General features: G+C 67.7%; 12 protein-coding genes. 1 reads left to right on the forward strand and 11 read right to left on the reverse strand.

Annotation, left to right across the window (positions count from 1 at the left end):
• Window positions 1-56: 56 nt before the first annotated feature.
• The 11 genes from guaB to ndk form a co-directional block, all read right to left on the reverse strand.
• Window positions 57-1,514, reverse strand: a complete 1,458-nt coding sequence (gene guaB, locus AC1DGC_RS16500) for an IMP dehydrogenase (protein ID WP_259208622.1) — start codon at window positions 1,512-1,514, stop codon at window positions 57-59.
• Window positions 1,515-2,132: 618 nt separating this feature from the next.
• Complete coding sequence (folD, locus tag AC1DGC_RS16505; protein WP_259208479.1) at window positions 2,133-3,014, reverse strand: bifunctional methylenetetrahydrofolate dehydrogenase/methenyltetrahydrofolate cyclohydrolase FolD; 882 nt, start codon at window positions 3,012-3,014, stop codon at window positions 2,133-2,135.
• A 70-nt stretch (window positions 3,015-3,084) separates the two neighbouring features.
• Window positions 3,085-4,911 carry a monovalent cation:proton antiporter-2 (CPA2) family protein gene (locus AC1DGC_RS16510; protein ID WP_478048372.1) on the reverse strand — a complete coding sequence of 609 codons (1,827 nt, stop codon included), beginning with the start codon at window positions 4,909-4,911 and terminating at the stop codon, window positions 3,085-3,087.
• Between the two features lie 253 nt (window positions 4,912-5,164).
• Window positions 5,165-6,304: a molybdopterin-synthase adenylyltransferase MoeB gene (gene moeB, locus AC1DGC_RS16515; RefSeq protein WP_478048373.1), complete on the reverse strand. Its 1,140-nt coding sequence runs from the start codon at window positions 6,302-6,304 to the stop codon at window positions 5,165-5,167.
• Window positions 6,305-6,826: 522 nt separating this feature from the next.
• The gene (gene der, locus AC1DGC_RS16520) at window positions 6,827-8,218 is read right to left on the reverse strand and encodes a ribosome biogenesis GTPase Der (protein WP_259208475.1); all 1,392 of its coding nucleotides are present in this window, start codon (window positions 8,216-8,218) and stop codon (window positions 6,827-6,829) included.
• A gap of 12 nt (window positions 8,219-8,230) precedes the next feature.
• Window positions 8,231-9,439, reverse strand: coding sequence for an outer membrane protein assembly factor BamB (gene bamB / locus AC1DGC_RS16525; protein WP_259208473.1), 1,209 nt, complete (start codon window positions 9,437-9,439; stop codon window positions 8,231-8,233).
• Window positions 9,439-10,077, reverse strand: coding sequence for a YfgM family protein (locus AC1DGC_RS16530; RefSeq protein WP_259208470.1), 639 nt, complete (start codon window positions 10,075-10,077; stop codon window positions 9,439-9,441). Before AC1DGC_RS16530 ends, bamB begins: the two co-directional genes overlap by 1 nt.
• Window positions 10,078-10,135: 58 nt before the next feature.
• Window positions 10,136-11,011 (reverse strand): helix-turn-helix domain-containing protein, encoded by an 876-nt coding sequence (locus AC1DGC_RS16535; RefSeq protein ID WP_478048374.1) that lies wholly within the window; start codon window positions 11,009-11,011, stop codon window positions 10,136-10,138.
• Between the two features lie 6 nt (window positions 11,012-11,017).
• Window positions 11,018-11,815 carry a type IV pilus biogenesis/stability protein PilW gene (pilW, locus tag AC1DGC_RS16540; protein ID WP_478048375.1) on the reverse strand — a complete coding sequence of 266 codons (798 nt, stop codon included), beginning with the start codon at window positions 11,813-11,815 and terminating at the stop codon, window positions 11,018-11,020.
• Window positions 11,802-13,007, reverse strand: coding sequence for a dual-specificity RNA methyltransferase RlmN (rlmN, locus tag AC1DGC_RS16545; protein WP_259208463.1), 1,206 nt, complete (start codon window positions 13,005-13,007; stop codon window positions 11,802-11,804). Before rlmN ends, pilW begins: the two co-directional genes overlap by 14 nt.
• 10 nt (window positions 13,008-13,017) lie before the next feature.
• The gene (gene ndk / locus AC1DGC_RS16550) at window positions 13,018-13,443 is read right to left on the reverse strand and encodes a nucleoside-diphosphate kinase (RefSeq protein WP_008265389.1); all 426 of its coding nucleotides are present in this window, start codon (window positions 13,441-13,443) and stop codon (window positions 13,018-13,020) included.
• Between the two features lie 311 nt (window positions 13,444-13,754).
• On the opposite strand from ndk, the gene AC1DGC_RS16555 reads away from it, so the two are divergent.
• Entirely contained in the window at window positions 13,755-14,417 is a 663-nt protein-coding gene (locus tag AC1DGC_RS16555) for a TetR/AcrR family transcriptional regulator (RefSeq protein ID WP_259208455.1), read from the forward strand.
• Window positions 14,418-14,423: the final 6 nt, after the last annotated feature.

The raw sequence follows: 14,423 nt of genomic DNA on the forward strand, positions 1-14,423 counted from the left end.
GGATAGAGAAAGAGGAACGGGAATCAGCTTCCTCGTTCCTCTTTGCTCATGCCGCATCAGGCGCGGTAGTTCGGCGGCTCTTTGGTGATCTGCACGTCGTGGACGTGGCTCTCACGCTGGCCGGCGCCGCTGATCTTGACGAACTTCGGCTTGCTGCGCATGTCTTCGACGGTGCCGCAGCCCACGTAGCCCATGGTGGCGCGCAGGCCGCCCATCAGCTGGTGGATGATGCCGCCGACCGGGCCGCGGTAGGGCACGCGGCCTTCGATGCCTTCGGGCACCAGCTTGTCGGCGCTGGAGGCGTCCTGGAAGTAGCGGTCCTTGGACCCCTTCTCCATCGCGGCCAACGAGCCCATGCCGCGGTAGCTCTTGTACGAGCGGCCCTGGAACAGCTCGGTTTCGCCGGGCGATTCTTCGGTACCGGCCAGCAGGCCGCCGATCATGATGGTGGAGGCACCGGCGGCCAGCGCCTTGCCGATGTCGCCGGAGTAGCGGATGCCACCGTCGGCGATCAGCGGGATGCGGTCCTGCAGCGCCTCGGCCACCAGGTCGATCGCGGTGATCTGCGGCACGCCGACACCGGCGACCACGCGGGTGGTGCAGATGGAGCCCGGGCCGATGCCGACCTTGACCGCGTCCGCGCCGCAGTCCAGCAGCGCCAGCGCGGCTTCGCCGGTGCAGATGTTGCCACCCACGACCTGCACGTTCGGGAAGTTCTTCTTGACCCAGCGCACGCGGTCCAGCACGCCCTGCGAATGGCCGTGCGCGGTGTCCACCACCAGCACGTCCACGCCGGCGGCGACCAGCGCCTCGACGCGGCGATCGGTGTCGCCGCCGACGCCTACCGCAGCACCCACCAGCAGGCGCGTGGCGGTGTCCTTGGCGGCGTTGGGGTAGTCGGTGTTCTTCTGGATGTCCTTGACCGTGATCAGCCCGCGCAGGGCGAACTCGTCGTTGACCACCAGGATCTTTTCGATGCGGTTGCGGTGCAGCAGCTGCAGCACTTCTTCCGACGCGGCGCCTTCCTTGACCGTGATCAGGCGATCCTTCTTGGTCATGATGTGGCGGACCGGATCGTCCAGCTCGGTCTCGAAGCGCATGTCGCGGTGGGTCACGATGCCGACCAGCTGGCCGCCGCCGTCCACCACCGGCACGCCGGAGATGTTGCGCGCCTGGGTCAGGGCCAGCACGTCGCGGATGGTGGTTTCCGGGCCGACGGTAATCGGGTCGCGGATGACGCCGGCCTCGAACTTCTTGACCTTGGCCACTTCGGCGGCCTGCTGCTCCACGCTGAGGTTCTTGTGGATGATGCCCATGCCACCGAGCTGGGCCATGGCGATCGCCAGGCGGGCTTCGGTGACCGTGTCCATGGCCGCGGAGAGGATCGGAAGCTTCAGCCGCAGGTCGCGGGTCAGCCGGGTTTCCAGGCTGACATCCTTGGGCAGGATCGTGGAGTGTGCGGGGACGAGCGAGACGTCGTCGTAGGTGAGAGCTTCAGCCTGGATGCGCAGCATCGGCATACCCGAGATGTGGGGAAGCGCGACATTTTACCCTGATTCGGCCGTCTTGGGCAGGGGGCGGATGCGACGCACTGTCGCGCCGGCGGGGGCCGTAGAGCCGACCGTTGGTCGGCTGCACCTGAACCTTCCCCCGAACCGGGTAGAGCCGACCGTTGGTCGGCTACACCTGAACCCTGCCCCGAACCCGGTAGAGCCGACCGTTGGTCGGCTGCACCTGGATCGATGAGCCACCGCGCCAAAAGCAGCCGACCAACGGTCGGCTCTACACGGCATCGCGGCAGCGGCACCGGTCGATCGGCTCGACATCGCGGCAGCGGCACCGGTCGGTCGGCACGACATCGCGGCAGCGGCACCGGTCGGTCGGCACGACATCGCGGCAGCGGCGCCGGTCGGTCGGCCCTAGATCGCGGCCGCAGCAGGTCTCGGTCGGCCCGAGATCCCAGCGTCGGCAGTTATCGCTCGGTCCGGGATCGCCCCCACGGCAGGTATCGGTCAGCCCGAGACCGTGGAGGCAGCAAGTATCGCTCGGTCCGGGACCGCCGCCACGGCAGGTATCGGTCGGTCAGGAACCGCAGCCGCGACAGGTGCCGACCGCGAGTCAGCCCCGGGCGGTCAGAAGGCTTCCGCCGCCTCGATCGTGTTCTGCATCAGCGTGGCCACCGTCATCGGCCCTACCCCGCCCGGCACCGGGGTGATCCAGCTGGCACGGGCGGCGGCGGCCTCGAAACCGACGTCGCCGACCAGGCGGCCGTCGTCCAGGCGGTTGATGCCCACGTCGATCACCACCGCGCCCGGCTTCACCCACTCCCCCGGCACGATGCCCGGGCGGCCCACCGCCACCACCAGGATGTCGGCGTCGCGCACGCTGCGCTCCAGCACGTCGCGCGGGGTGAACTTGTGGCAGCTGGTCACGGTGCAGCCGGCGATCAGCAGCTCCAGGCCCATCGGGCGGCCGACGTGGTTGCTCACGCCCACGATGGTGGCGTTGCGGCCGCGCACCGGCTGGTCGGTGTGGCCCAGCAGGGTGACGATGCCGCGCGGCGTGCACGGGCGCAGGCCGAACTCGCGCAGGGCCAGGTGGCCGACGTTTTCCGGGTGGAAGCCGTCCACGTCCTTGCGCGGGTCGATCCGGTGGATCAGGCGGCTGGCATCGGGGATGCCCGGCAGCGGCAGCTGCACCAGGATGCCGTGGATCTTGGGGTCGGCGTTGAGCTGGTCGATCAGGTCCAGCAGCTGGGCCTCGTTGGTGCCCGCCGGCAGGTCGTAGTCGAAGGCCTCGATGCCCACCTTCTCGGCCGCGCGGCGCTTGTTGCGCACGTATACGGTCGACGCCGGGTCGCCGCCCACCAGCACCACGGCCAGGCCGGGCCGGGTGCCGCCGGCGGCCAGTCGGGCATCCACCCGCACCTTGAGGCTGTCCAGCAGGTCTTCGGCGATGCGGCGCCCGTCCAGGATGCGGGCGGGGGCGGCGGATGCGGGGGTCGGTGAGCTCATCGAGGGCGGCAGGCGTGGGGCGGCGGGGACGGTATTGTCCCCGATTACGCCGGCCCCGCCCACCGCTGCGTCATTCCTCTTCGGGCACTTCGCCGGCGTTGAGCGTGCGCGCCTTGCGCTTGGGCGCGGTGAACGGGGTGGGCGTGGGCACGCCTGGCAGCGCGCTGCCGAACACCATGTGCGCGCCGGCACGCAGGCTGCCGCCGGCCATTTCCAGCTCGAAGCGCTCGGCGTCGCGCTCGCGGATCTGCTCGGCGATCTCGCGCGCATCGTCCTGGTCGGCGCCCAGTTCCATCAACGCGGCCTGGCCGAACTGCAGCGCCGACTCGAACGTCTCGCGAATCTGGTAGTCCACGCCGGCATGGATCAGGCGCAGCGAATGCTCGCGGTCGAACGAGCGCACCAGCACCTTGGCCTGCGGGAATTCATGGGTGACCAGCTCGACGATCCGGTCGGCGTCCTGGTCGTTGTTGACGCACACCGCGATCGCCCGGGCCGAGCCGGCCCCGGAGGCATGCAGCACGTCCAGGCGGGTGCCATCGCCGTAATAGATCTTGAAACCGAAGCGCTCGGCGTTGTGGATCATGTCCACGTCGTTGTCGATGATGGTCACGTCCACGTCGCGCGCCAGCAGCGACTGGCTGGCGACCTGGCCGAAGCGGCCGAAGCCGATCATCAGCACGCTGCCGGACAGGCCGTCGGCCTCCTCCACGCCGTCCAGCGACACTTCGCGGTCGGGCATCAGCTTGTCGTGCAGCAGCACGAACAACGGGGTCAGCGCCATCGACAGCACCACGATCGCGGTGAAGTTGGCGTTGACCTGTACGTCGATCACACCGGCCACCGCCGCGGCGGAGAACAGCACGAACGCAAACTCGCCGCCCTGCGCCATCACCACGCCGCGATCCAGCGCCTGGCGATGATCGCTGCCGAGGATCCGCGCGACCACGTAGATGCACACCGCCTTGGCCAGCATCAGTGCGAACACGCCGGAGACGATCAGCGGCCAGTTGTTGGCCACCACGGTCAGGTCCAGCGCCATGCCCACGCTGAGGAAGAACAGGCCCAGCAGGATGCCGCGGAACGGTTCGATGTCCGCTTCGATCTGGTGGCGGAACGTGGACTCGCTGAGCAGCACGCCGGCCAGGAACGCGCCCATCGCCATCGACAGGCCGCCCAGCTGCATCAGCAGCGCCGCGCCCAGCACGACGAGCAGTGCGGCGGCGGTCATCACTTCGCGCGCCTTGGCGGCGGCGAGGATGCGGAACAACGGGTTGAGCAGGAAGCGGCCGACCAGCACCAGGCCGACGATCGCGCCGGCGGCGATGCCGACGGTGACCCAGCGCGAACTCTCGCCGGCGTCGCTGTGCACCGGCGCCATGAACGCGACCACGGCCAGTAGCGGTACGATCAGCAGGTCTTCGAACAGCAGGATCGAGACGATCTTCTGGCCGCTCGGCAAGGCGATGTCACCACGCTCGGCCAGCAACTGCATCACCACCGCGGTGGAGGTCAACACGAAACCCGCCGCGCCGATGAAGGCCACCGGCAACGGGAAGCCCAGCAGCATGCACACGCCGGTGAGCACCGTGCCGCAGACCACGATCTGCAGCGTGCCCAGCCCGAAGATCTCGTTGCGCAGGCTCCACAGGTGCGAGGGCCGCATTTCCAGCCCGATCACGAACAGGAACATCACCACGCCGAGTTCGGCGGTATGCAGGATCGCCTGCGGATCGGAGAACCAGCCGAAGCCGAACGGGCCGATGGCAAGGCCGGCGGCGAAATAGCCCAGCACCGAGCCCAGGCCCAGCCGGCGGAACAGCGGCACCATCACCACCGCCGCGCCCAGCAGCGCCACTACTTTCACCAGCTCGCTGGCACCTGCTTCGACCGCCATGCGGTTGCTTCCCCGGACTACATAGAGGGGTCAACGATAGGGCAAAGCGTCTGGCGGCAATAGCACGCATGTCGCGCATGATTGTGCCGAAAACAGAACGATGGCGGGATTCACACGGCATATCGTCCCGCAAACAGGGGTCGCACCACGCAAGCCCGGTAGAGCCGACCCATGGTCGGCTGCTCACGCTGCCGAAGACCGCGCCAAAGGCAGCCCCGACCATGGGTCGGCTCTACCTTGGCCACAACGCGCATCAGCGGGCGTTGCAGAACGCGGCGTAGTCGATATACCCGGGAAAGGCCGTGCCCGGCGCGCACAGCGGACAGGCCGGATCGGGGCGCAGGCGGGTCTCACGAAAACGCATGCCCAGTGCATCGAAGCTCAGCAACCGGCCGGTCAGCGGTTCGCCCACGCCCAGCAGCAGCTTGAGCACCTCGGTGGCCTGCAGCAGCCCCACCATCCCCGGCAGCACGCCGAGCACGCCGGCCTCGGCGCAGTTGGGGGCGAACTGCGGCGGCGGCGGCTCGGGGAACAGGCAGCGATAGCACGGCACGTGCCCGCGCTGGCGGCCGGCATCGAACACGCTCACCTGGCCGGTGAAGCGCTCCACCGCGCCATACACCAGCGGGATGGCGTGCCGGATGCAGGCATCGTTGAGCAGGTAGCGCAGCGGGAAATTGTCCGAGCCATCCAGCACCACGTCCACGCCGTCCAGCAGCGCGTCCACGTTGCCGGAGGTGACCCGCACCTGCAGCGCCTCCACCTGCAGGTGCGGATTGAGCGCCATCAGGCGCTCACGCGCGGACAGTACCTTCGGCGTGCCGACGCTGGCGTCGGTGTGGATGATCTGGCGCTGCAGGTTGCTGCGCTCCACCACGTCGTCATCGGCAATGCGCAGGTGCCCTACCCCGGCCGCGGCCAGGTAGAAGCTGGCCGGTGCGCCCAAGCCTCCGGCGCCGACCACCAGCACCCGCGATCCCAGCAGGCGTTGCTGTCCGGGCACGCCGACCTGCGGCAGCAGCAGGTGGCGGGAATAGCGTTCGTTGAAGTCGCGCTCGGCGTCGCCCTGCAGCGGCTGCACCAGCGGCAGGCCGTCGGCACGCCAGGCGGTGGTGCCGCCCTGCACGGAGGCCAGGTGGGTGTAGCCCAGGTCGTGCAGCACCCGCGCAGCCTCCATCGAGCGCTTGCCGCTCTGGCAGATCAGCACGACCTCGCGGTCGGTGGCGGGCAGATGGGTAGAAGGCTCGGCCTGGAGATCGCCCTTGGCGATGCCGAGCGCACCCTCGGCCATGCCGGTGGCGCGCTCGTGCGCCTCGCGGACGTCGATCAGCAGGGCGCCATGGACGATGCGCGCGCGGGCCTGCTCGGGGGTGATTTCGCGGACGGTGCTCATCCCGGGATTATCGCGCAGGCAGGCCGCGGGTAGAGCCGAGCCATGCTCGGCTGCCGTTGGCATCGATCATTGCCCCCTTGCGGGGTCCTTGCCGAGCATGGCTCGGCACTACCGGCTGGATGATTGCGCGCTGCTCATCCCGGGATTATCGCGCAGGCAGGGCGCGGGTAGAGCCGAGCCATGCTCGGCTGCCGTTGGCATCGGCCATTGCCCCCTTGCGGGGGCCTTGCCGAGCGTGGCTCGGCACTACCGGGGGGATGATTGCGCGCTGCTCATCCCGGGACCATCGCGCAGGCCGGCCGCGGGTAGAGCCGAGCCATGCTCGGCTGCTGTTGGCATCGGCCATTGCCCCCTTGCGGGGGCCTGCCGAGCATGGCTCGGCACTACCGGGCTGGATTATTGCGCGGGGGCCTGCCGAGCATGGCTCGGCACTACCGGCTGGATGACTGAGCGCTGCCTTGCCGAGCATGGCTCGGCACTACCGGTAATGCAGAAGAGCCGGCTTTCGCCGGCTCTTCTGGATTACTTGCCCTTGACGTGCTTGATCAGGCGCCGCTTGCGCTTGATCTGGCGTTCCGTCAGGACGTTCTTCTTGCCTTCGTACGGGTTCACACCCTCGCGGAAGATGAATTGCACCGGGGTGCCAACGAGTTTGAAGCGCTTGCGGAAGAAATTCTCCAGGTAGCGCTTGTACGACTCCGGCAGGTCCTTCAGGCGCGTACCGTGCACGATGAAGGTGGGCGGATTGGAGCCGCCCGGGTGCACGTAACGCAGCTTGGACACGTGACCCCGGATCGCCGGCGGCGGGTTGGTCTCGTACGCCACTTCGAGCGCCTTGTTGACTTCGCTGGTGCTGAACTCGTGCGTGGCCGAGGCGTGCGCGGCGTGGATGCAGCGGAACAGCTCGCGCAGGCCCGAACCGTGCTTGGCCGAGATCCGCACCACTTCCGCCCACGGCACGAACCCGAGCTTGCGCGACACCAGCGCTTCGGCCTGCTCGCGCTGGTAATCGGTGAGGCCATCCCACTTGTTGATCGCCACCACCAGGGCACGGCCGGCATCGAGCACCGCACCCAGCACGCTGGCGTCCTGGTCGGTCACGCCTTCGGCGGCGTCCAGCATCAGCACCGCCACCTGGCACTGCTCGATGGCCTGCAGCGTCTTGATCACGCTGAACTTCTCGACCACCTCCTCCACCCGCGCCTTGCGACGCAGGCCGGCGGTGTCGATCAGTCGGTACTCGCGCCCGTCACGCTCCATGTCCACCGCGATCGAGTCGCGGGTGGTACCGGGCACTTCGGAGGCGATCATGCGCTCTTCGCCCAGCAGGCGATTGACCAGCGTCGACTTGCCCACGTTGGGGCGGCCGACGAAGGCGATGCGGATCCGGTTCGGATCGGTGTCGAGGGTCTCGGTGGTGCCTTCTTCCGGCAGCCGCTCCACGACCTCGTCCAGCAGGTCGTCCAGGCCCTGGCGATGCGCGGCCGAGACGGTCAGCATTTCGCCAAAGCCGTACCGGGCAAACTCCGAACGCACGGTGTCTTCGTTCATGCCGTCGATCTTGTTGATCAACAGCAGGGTCGGACGTGCCAGCTTGCGCAGCCACGACAGGATCTCGTCGTCCATCGGGCCCTCACGGGCATCGACCACGAACAGGATCAGGTCCGCCTCGGCGGCGGCGGCGCGGGCCTGGCGGGCGGTAGCGCCGGCCAGACCTTCTTCTTCACCGGCGATACCGCCGGTATCGACCACCAGGAACGGGTGGTCTTCGTTAAGACGACAAACACCGTAATTACGGTCCCGGGTCACGCCGGGCTGGTCATGGACCAGCGCGTCGCGCGTACGGGTAAACGCATTGAACAGCGTGGACTTGCCGACATTCGGCCGTCCAACCAGGGCGACCAAGGGCAGCATCGCGGTAACTCCTTATTGTGCCAACCGGAATGCGGTCAGCTTTCCATCAACGTTCTGCACCAGCAGAATCCCATCGGCAGCTACCGGCTGTGCCAGGAGGGCGTCGCCGCCACTCTTGGCGCGCGCCGCGAACTCACCATTGTCGGTCCGCAACCAGTGCAGGTAACCCTTGTAGTCGCCGACCACCACGTAATCGCCCTGCACCGCCGGGCCGGTCAGCGAGCGCCGCGCCAGGCCGGTCTGCGACCACATCGCGGTGCCACTGCTCTTGTCCAGGCCGAACACGCCACCCTTGTTGTCGGTGACGAAGACGTTGCCCGAGGTCAGCGCCAAGCCGCCGGCGCCGCCATGATCGCGGGCCCACAGCGGACGACCGGTCGGGCCTTCAATGGCCATGGTCTGGCTCTTGAAGCTGCTCACGAACAGGGTGTTGCCTTCCAGCACCGGGGCGCCGTCCACGTCGGACATGCGCTCCAGCTCGGTGCGGCCTTCGCCGTTGGCGACCATCTGGTCCCACACGGTGCGGCCGTCCTGCATGCCCAGCGCCGAAACGCTGCCGTCATCGTTGCCGATGAACAGGACACCCGGGCCTGCGACCACGGCGGCATTGCCACGCACGGTCAGGGCCGGCAGCTCACGCGGATTGAACCAGCGCTGGGTGCCGTTGCCGGCGTCCAGGGCAGTCACGCGGCCGTCGTTGCTGCGCACGAACACCATGCCCTGGGCGATGGCCGGCGCGGAAATCACTTCACCGGTCACCTTGGCCCGCCACTTCTCGGTGCCATCGTTGGCATCGAGGGCGATCACCTGGCCGTCCAGCGTGCCGATGGCCACCAGGCCGTCACCCACGCCGGGACCACCGGACAGGCGCAGCTTGGGCTTCTTCTTTTCCTTGGCCGGCTCCCAGGTCCAGACCTTCTTGCCGGTCTGCAGGTCGATGGCATGCACGCCACCGTAGATGGCCGCCGCGTACACGCGGCCATCGGCCACGGTCGGGCCCTGGCGGACGCCGATGCGCTTTTCGCCCTTGCCGACGTTGACGCTCCAGAGCTTGTCGACCTTGACGGTGGGCTCGAACTTCACCAGCTCCGCTGGCTCCAGCGCCTTCTTGGCGGCCGCGTCCTTGCCGGCGAACCAGCCCTTGACGGTGGTGCAGCCGGACAATGCAACGCCCAGCAGGACCAGGGTGGCAACGCGCTTGATCATGACCATCTGCTTCATTACACCGACTCCGCAGCATCGGTGACGGTGCCACCGGCATCCATCACTTTGGTTTCAAGCAGTCGCCGCTGCGGCGCTGCCACGTCCAGCGTCTTGAGCGCCTTCTCATACTGTTGCCGGGCGTCATCACGCTTGCCCTGCGCCATCAACACGTCGCCCTGGATTTCCAGGCTGGCGCTGTCGCTGGCGCCGCCGAGTGCCTTGCTGGCCTCGTCGTACTTGCCGGTGGCCAGCAGCAGGCGCGCGATGCGCTGCTCGATGACCGGCTGGAACTCCGGGTCGGCCTTGATACCGCGCAGGGTCGCCAGCGCGAGGTCGTTCTTGCCGGCCTCCACCTGGGCCTTGGCCAGCTGCAGCGCCGCCAGGTCGGCGTAGATGTTGGCCTTGCCTTCATCGAGCGCCTTCACGCCCTTGGCTGCCTGCTCCAGGTCCTTGTCCTGGAGGTGCTTGAGCACCGCCTGGTACTGGACGTTGGCGCCGGCCAATGAATTGCTGTGCTCTTTCTGCCACCACTGCCAACCGGCAATGCCGCCGATTGCGATCGCGACACCCGCGATGATGCTGACACCATTCTTCCGCAGCCAGCTGCGGACGCGTTCACTTTGTTCGTGCTCGTCGAGCAGATCGTCGATCGCCATGCGTACTCTCGCCCCGCCCGTGAAGGGGAGCTAGTTGAATTGGATTGGGAAACGCGACTCAGTGCGAAACTGGGGCCACGGAGCCGTCAGAGGATACCGTAAAGCGTGCCACGTTGGCTCGCTGGTACGGCGAAAGGTCGACGATAGTGCCGGCCTGCTGAACCTCGACCGCAGAGGCATTGCCCAGCACCATGCGCCCGACCTGGCCGGGGCTGAAGCTGCGCGTCTCGCCGGATTTGATCAGGGCCTTCTCGACGCTGCTGCCATCGGGAGCAGTGATGTCCACCCAGCTGTCGCCGGTGAACTGCAGGTTCAAGGCACCGGCCGGGGCCGGGGCGGCGGCGGCCGCGGGGCGCGGAACCGCCGTCAGCGAGGCCACGTAGGGCGCGTTGGGCGTGGCGGGAACGGCACCGGCGGGGGCAGCGGCCGGCGCGGGCGCGGTGTCGGCCGGGGCCGGACCACCGGCCACCGGCACGGCCGCCGGGATCACATCCAGCGAGGCGGTGCTCGGGGCGGGGCTGCCCGCGTCGAAGAAGCCCCGGGTCGTGAAATAGGTCGGCACCACCAGCGCCGCCGTGATGCCCACGTACAGCGCCTTGCGGCCCAGGCTCTCGGCAATGCGGCGGGTGCGCGGGGTATGCGTGTGGCTGACCAGTTGCGGCGGCACCACCGCCCCGATCCGGGCCTGCTCCAGCGCATCGCCCAGGTCCACCTTCAACAGGCGCGCGTAGCTGCGCAGCTGGCCGCGGACGAACACCGGTGCGCCCAGGCGCTCCCATTGCTCATCCTCAAGCGACTTCACCACCTGCATGGGCATGCGCAGCTGCTGCCCCACTTCCTCGAGCGTCAGCCCTGCCGCTTCCCGCGCCTGGCGGAGGCGTGCGCCACAGCCGGCGGCAGCGTCAAGAGCGTTCACAGTCTGGTCATCAATCACAATGCTTCAACCCCGGGGATTAGGAGCCGCATCCTGCGGAAATTCGTCGCGAATTCGCTGCAGATAACGACCGGATGCCACAGTGTCGCCAAGCTGCGCCTCGATTTGAGAGGCAAGTTGTAACACGGAACGTGTGGCCGGCGCAGCCGCAAGACGACGTTGCGAAAAGGCGCGCGCCTCGAAATAACGGCCCTGGCCATACTCGCTGCGGGCCATCGATTCCAGCGCGTAGGCGTTGGTCGGGTCCAGCTGGATGGCGTTGCGCAGGTCGCGCGCGGCCCGTTCGGCCTGGCCGGCATCGAGGGCGCAGCCGCCGGCATTGGCCAGGGCCGAGGCCGGCGTCGCATAGCCCGGCGCGGCGATGGCGCGGTCGAACCAGACCAGCGACTCGGCCGGATGGCCATGCGTGCAGAGCCAGGCGCCGTAGTTGTTGAGGGCATCGCCGTGGGCGGGCGCCAACTCGGCGGCCTTGCGATACAGCGTGCCCGCCTCGGCGTCGGCGCCACGCTGGGTGGCGACATTGGCCAGCAGCAGGTAGGCGTCCGGACGGGTACCGTCGATCTTCAGTGCCGCCTTGGCCTTCTTCTCGGCCGCCTCGATCTGGCCGGCGCGGAACGCTTCGGCCGCCAGGGTCATCTGGTCCTGGTAGCCGACCCGCTGACGGGTCGACGGGGTGTCGCGGACCTCGTACACCGGCGCGATGGCCAAGGGTCCGGACGGGGGCTTGACGCCTTTGCTGCCGCAGCCGACCAATGCCAGCGCGATGAAGACAACGGCTGGCAATCGGATATCAGGCAGCGGCATCCCGGCCTTTCCCTTCCTGCAGTGTTTTATTGAACTCGGCCTGGCGACGCGTGCGATCCATCACCTGGCCCTTGAGCTGGCCACAGGCGGCATCGATGTCGTCGCCGCGGGTGCGTCGCACCATGGTGAGCACCTGCGAATCCAGCAGGATCTTCTGGAACGCACGGATCTCGGCATCACCGGAACGCTCGTAGCGCGTCCCCGGGAACGGATTGAACGGAATCAGGTTGACCTTGCCCGAGTGCGACGCCTGCACGGCGTTGTCGAACTGGCGCATCAGCCGCGCCAGCTGGCGGGCATGTTCGGGCTGGTCGTTGATGCCCTTCATCAGGGTGTATTCGAACGTCACCGATTCGCGGCGCTTGTTGGCGCGCAGGTAGCGTGCGCACGAGGCCATCAGCTCGACGATCGGGTATTTCTTGTTGAGCGGGACCAGGGTCTCGCGCAGCGCATCGTTGGGCGCATGCAGCGACACCGCCAGCGACACGTCGCTTTCCGCGGACAGCCGGTCGATCTGCGGCACCAGGCCGGAGGTGGACAGGGTCACGCGCTTGTTGGCCAGGCCGTAGCCCAGGTCGTCGCGCATCACGCTCATGGCGCGCACGACGTTGTCGAAATTCATCAACGGCTCGCCCATGCCCATCATCACCACGTTGGTGAGACGACGCTGCTTGTGCGGGATGTTGCCCAGGTGACGCGCGGCCACCCACACCTGGCCGATGATCTCGGCGGTGGAGAGGTTGCGGTTGAAGCCCTGGGTGGCGGTCGAACAGAACGTGCAGTTCAGCGCGCAGCCGACCTGCGAGGACACGCACAGCGTGCCGCGGTTCTTGTCCGGAATGTAGACCGCTTCGATGGCGTTCTTGCCATCGGTGCCCATCGCCAGCAGCCACTTGTGGGTACCATCGGCGGAAGGCTTGTCGAACACGATGTTCGGGACGCGGACCTCGGCGTGCTGCTTGAGCTTGGCGCGCAGCGCCTTTCCCAGGTCGGTCATCTCATCGAAATCGGTGACGTAATGGTGGTGGATCCACTTCATCACCTGGTGGGCACGGTAGCGCGCTTCGCCGAGGGTATCGGCGAAGAAGCGCTCCAGACCCTCGCGATCGAGGTCGAGCAGGTTCTGCTTGGCCACCGGCGCGCTCGGGACGAGCACGACGGGGATGGCGGTTGGCTGTACGACCTCGTTCACGGGTTCACTCTCAGCGCGAGACGACTTCAGTCGCGGCGAAGAAGTAGGCGATTTCGATCGCGGCGTTCTCGACCGAGTCCGAGCCGTGGGCGGCATTGGCATCGATGGATTCAGCGAAGTCGGCGCGGATGGTGCCCGCAGCGGCTTCCTTCGGATTGGTGGCGCCCAGCAGGTCGCGATGGGCCAGCACGGCGTTCTCGCCTTCCAGCGCCTGGATCATCACCGGGCCGGAGATCATGAACTCGACAAGCGCGTTGAAGAACGGACGCTCGCGGTGCACGGCGTAGAAGCCTTCGGCTTCACGGCGCGACAGCTGCTTGTACTTGGCGGCGACGACCTTCAGGCCGGCCTTTTCGAAGCGGGCGTAGATTTCACCGATGACGTTCTTGGCGACGGCGTCCGGCTTGATGATGGAAAGGGTGCGCTCCAGCGCCATGGGAATTCTCCGTTGGGCGGGCCACTGATCGGCCCGAGAGTAACATGAAAAAAACCCGCGTCAAAACGCGGGCTTAGCCTGATATACGTGAGGCAATTCTAACGTGTCCTCCCCATCTACGGTAGTGCCACGCCACGCGTGGCAGGCCGGCACCCCGCAGGGCGATGCCGCCCGTTCAGGCGCCCCCGGGGTGGCCGGTCAACGCCCTGCACGACGATGAACGGATGCCGCGCTTTTGTGCGCCGCACAATGCTCCCTCGCCGGCATGGGCCTAATATCAAACAATCGTTTGATTGAACCCTGCCCGTCCCATGGCCAAGCCCGCTCATTTCTCCACCAAGGACCGCATTCTCGGCGCGGCCGAGGAGCTGTTCGCCCAGCATGGCTTCGCCGGCACGTCGCTGCGCCAGGTCACCAGCCAGGCCGACGTGAACATCGCCGCGGTCAACTATCACTTCGGGTCCAAGGAAAACCTGGTCAACGAGGTGTTCCGCCGCCGCATGGACGAGATGACCGCCGCGCGCCTGGCCCAGCTCGAGGGCGCCCGCCGCGAGCATCCCGGCCAGCTGCGCCCGGTGTTGGCCGCGTTCGTGGAGCCAGCCCTGGCCATGGCCCAGGACCGCCAGACCGGCGGTGCCTTCGTGCGGGTGATCGCGCGGGCCTACGCCGAGAAGAACGACAACCTGCGCAAGTTCCTTTCCGACCACTACGGCCACGTATTGCGCGACTTCGGCAAGGCGATCGCCGCCTGCGTGCCGGGGCTGAGCAAGGAGGAGCTGTACTGGCGCCTGGATTTCCTGGCCGGCTCGCTGACCTACGCCATGGCCGACTTCGGCCTGATCAAGCGACCTGCCGGTGTCACCGAAGCGGCGCATCGTGCCCATGCCGCCCGCGAACTGATCCACTTCGCCGAAGCCGGTTTCCGCGCCAGCGCGGGCACCGAGGCTGCGACGAGTTCCCTTTCCACCCCGTAGAGCCGG

Source organism: Stenotrophomonas sp. 05N37, assembly GCF_056397365.1.

What these genes read in the sequence shown, in the direction of transcription:
- AC1DGC_RS16555 (WP_259208455.1), top strand. Translation starts at nt 13,755, where the DNA reads ATGGCCAAGCCCGCTCATTTCTCCACCAAGGACCGCATTCTCGGCGCG.
- guaB (WP_259208622.1), bottom strand. Translation starts at nt 1,514, where the DNA reads ATGCTGCGCATCCAGGCTGAAGCTCTCACCTACGACGACGTCTCGCTC.
- AC1DGC_RS16510 (WP_478048372.1), bottom strand. Translation starts at nt 4,911, where the DNA reads ATGGCGGTCGAAGCAGGTGCCAGCGAGCTGGTGAAAGTAGTGGCGCTG.
- AC1DGC_RS16530 (WP_259208470.1), bottom strand. Translation starts at nt 10,077, where the DNA reads ATGGCGATCGACGATCTGCTCGACGAGCACGAACAAAGTGAACGCGTC.
- bamB (WP_259208473.1), bottom strand. Translation starts at nt 9,439, where the DNA reads ATGAAGCAGATGGTCATGATCAAGCGCGTTGCCACCCTGGTCCTGCTG.
- moeB (WP_478048373.1), bottom strand. Translation starts at nt 6,304, where the DNA reads ATGAGCACCGTCCGCGAAATCACCCCCGAGCAGGCCCGCGCGCGCATC.
- ndk (WP_008265389.1), bottom strand. Translation starts at nt 13,443, where the DNA reads ATGGCGCTGGAGCGCACCCTTTCCATCATCAAGCCGGACGCCGTCGCC.
- der (WP_259208475.1), bottom strand. Translation starts at nt 8,218, where the DNA reads ATGCTGCCCTTGGTCGCCCTGGTTGGACGGCCGAATGTCGGCAAGTCC.
- folD (WP_259208479.1), bottom strand. Translation starts at nt 3,014, where the DNA reads ATGAGCTCACCGACCCCCGCATCCGCCGCCCCCGCCCGCATCCTGGAC.
- pilW (WP_478048375.1), bottom strand. Translation starts at nt 11,815, where the DNA reads ATGCCGCTGCCTGATATCCGATTGCCAGCCGTTGTCTTCATCGCGCTG.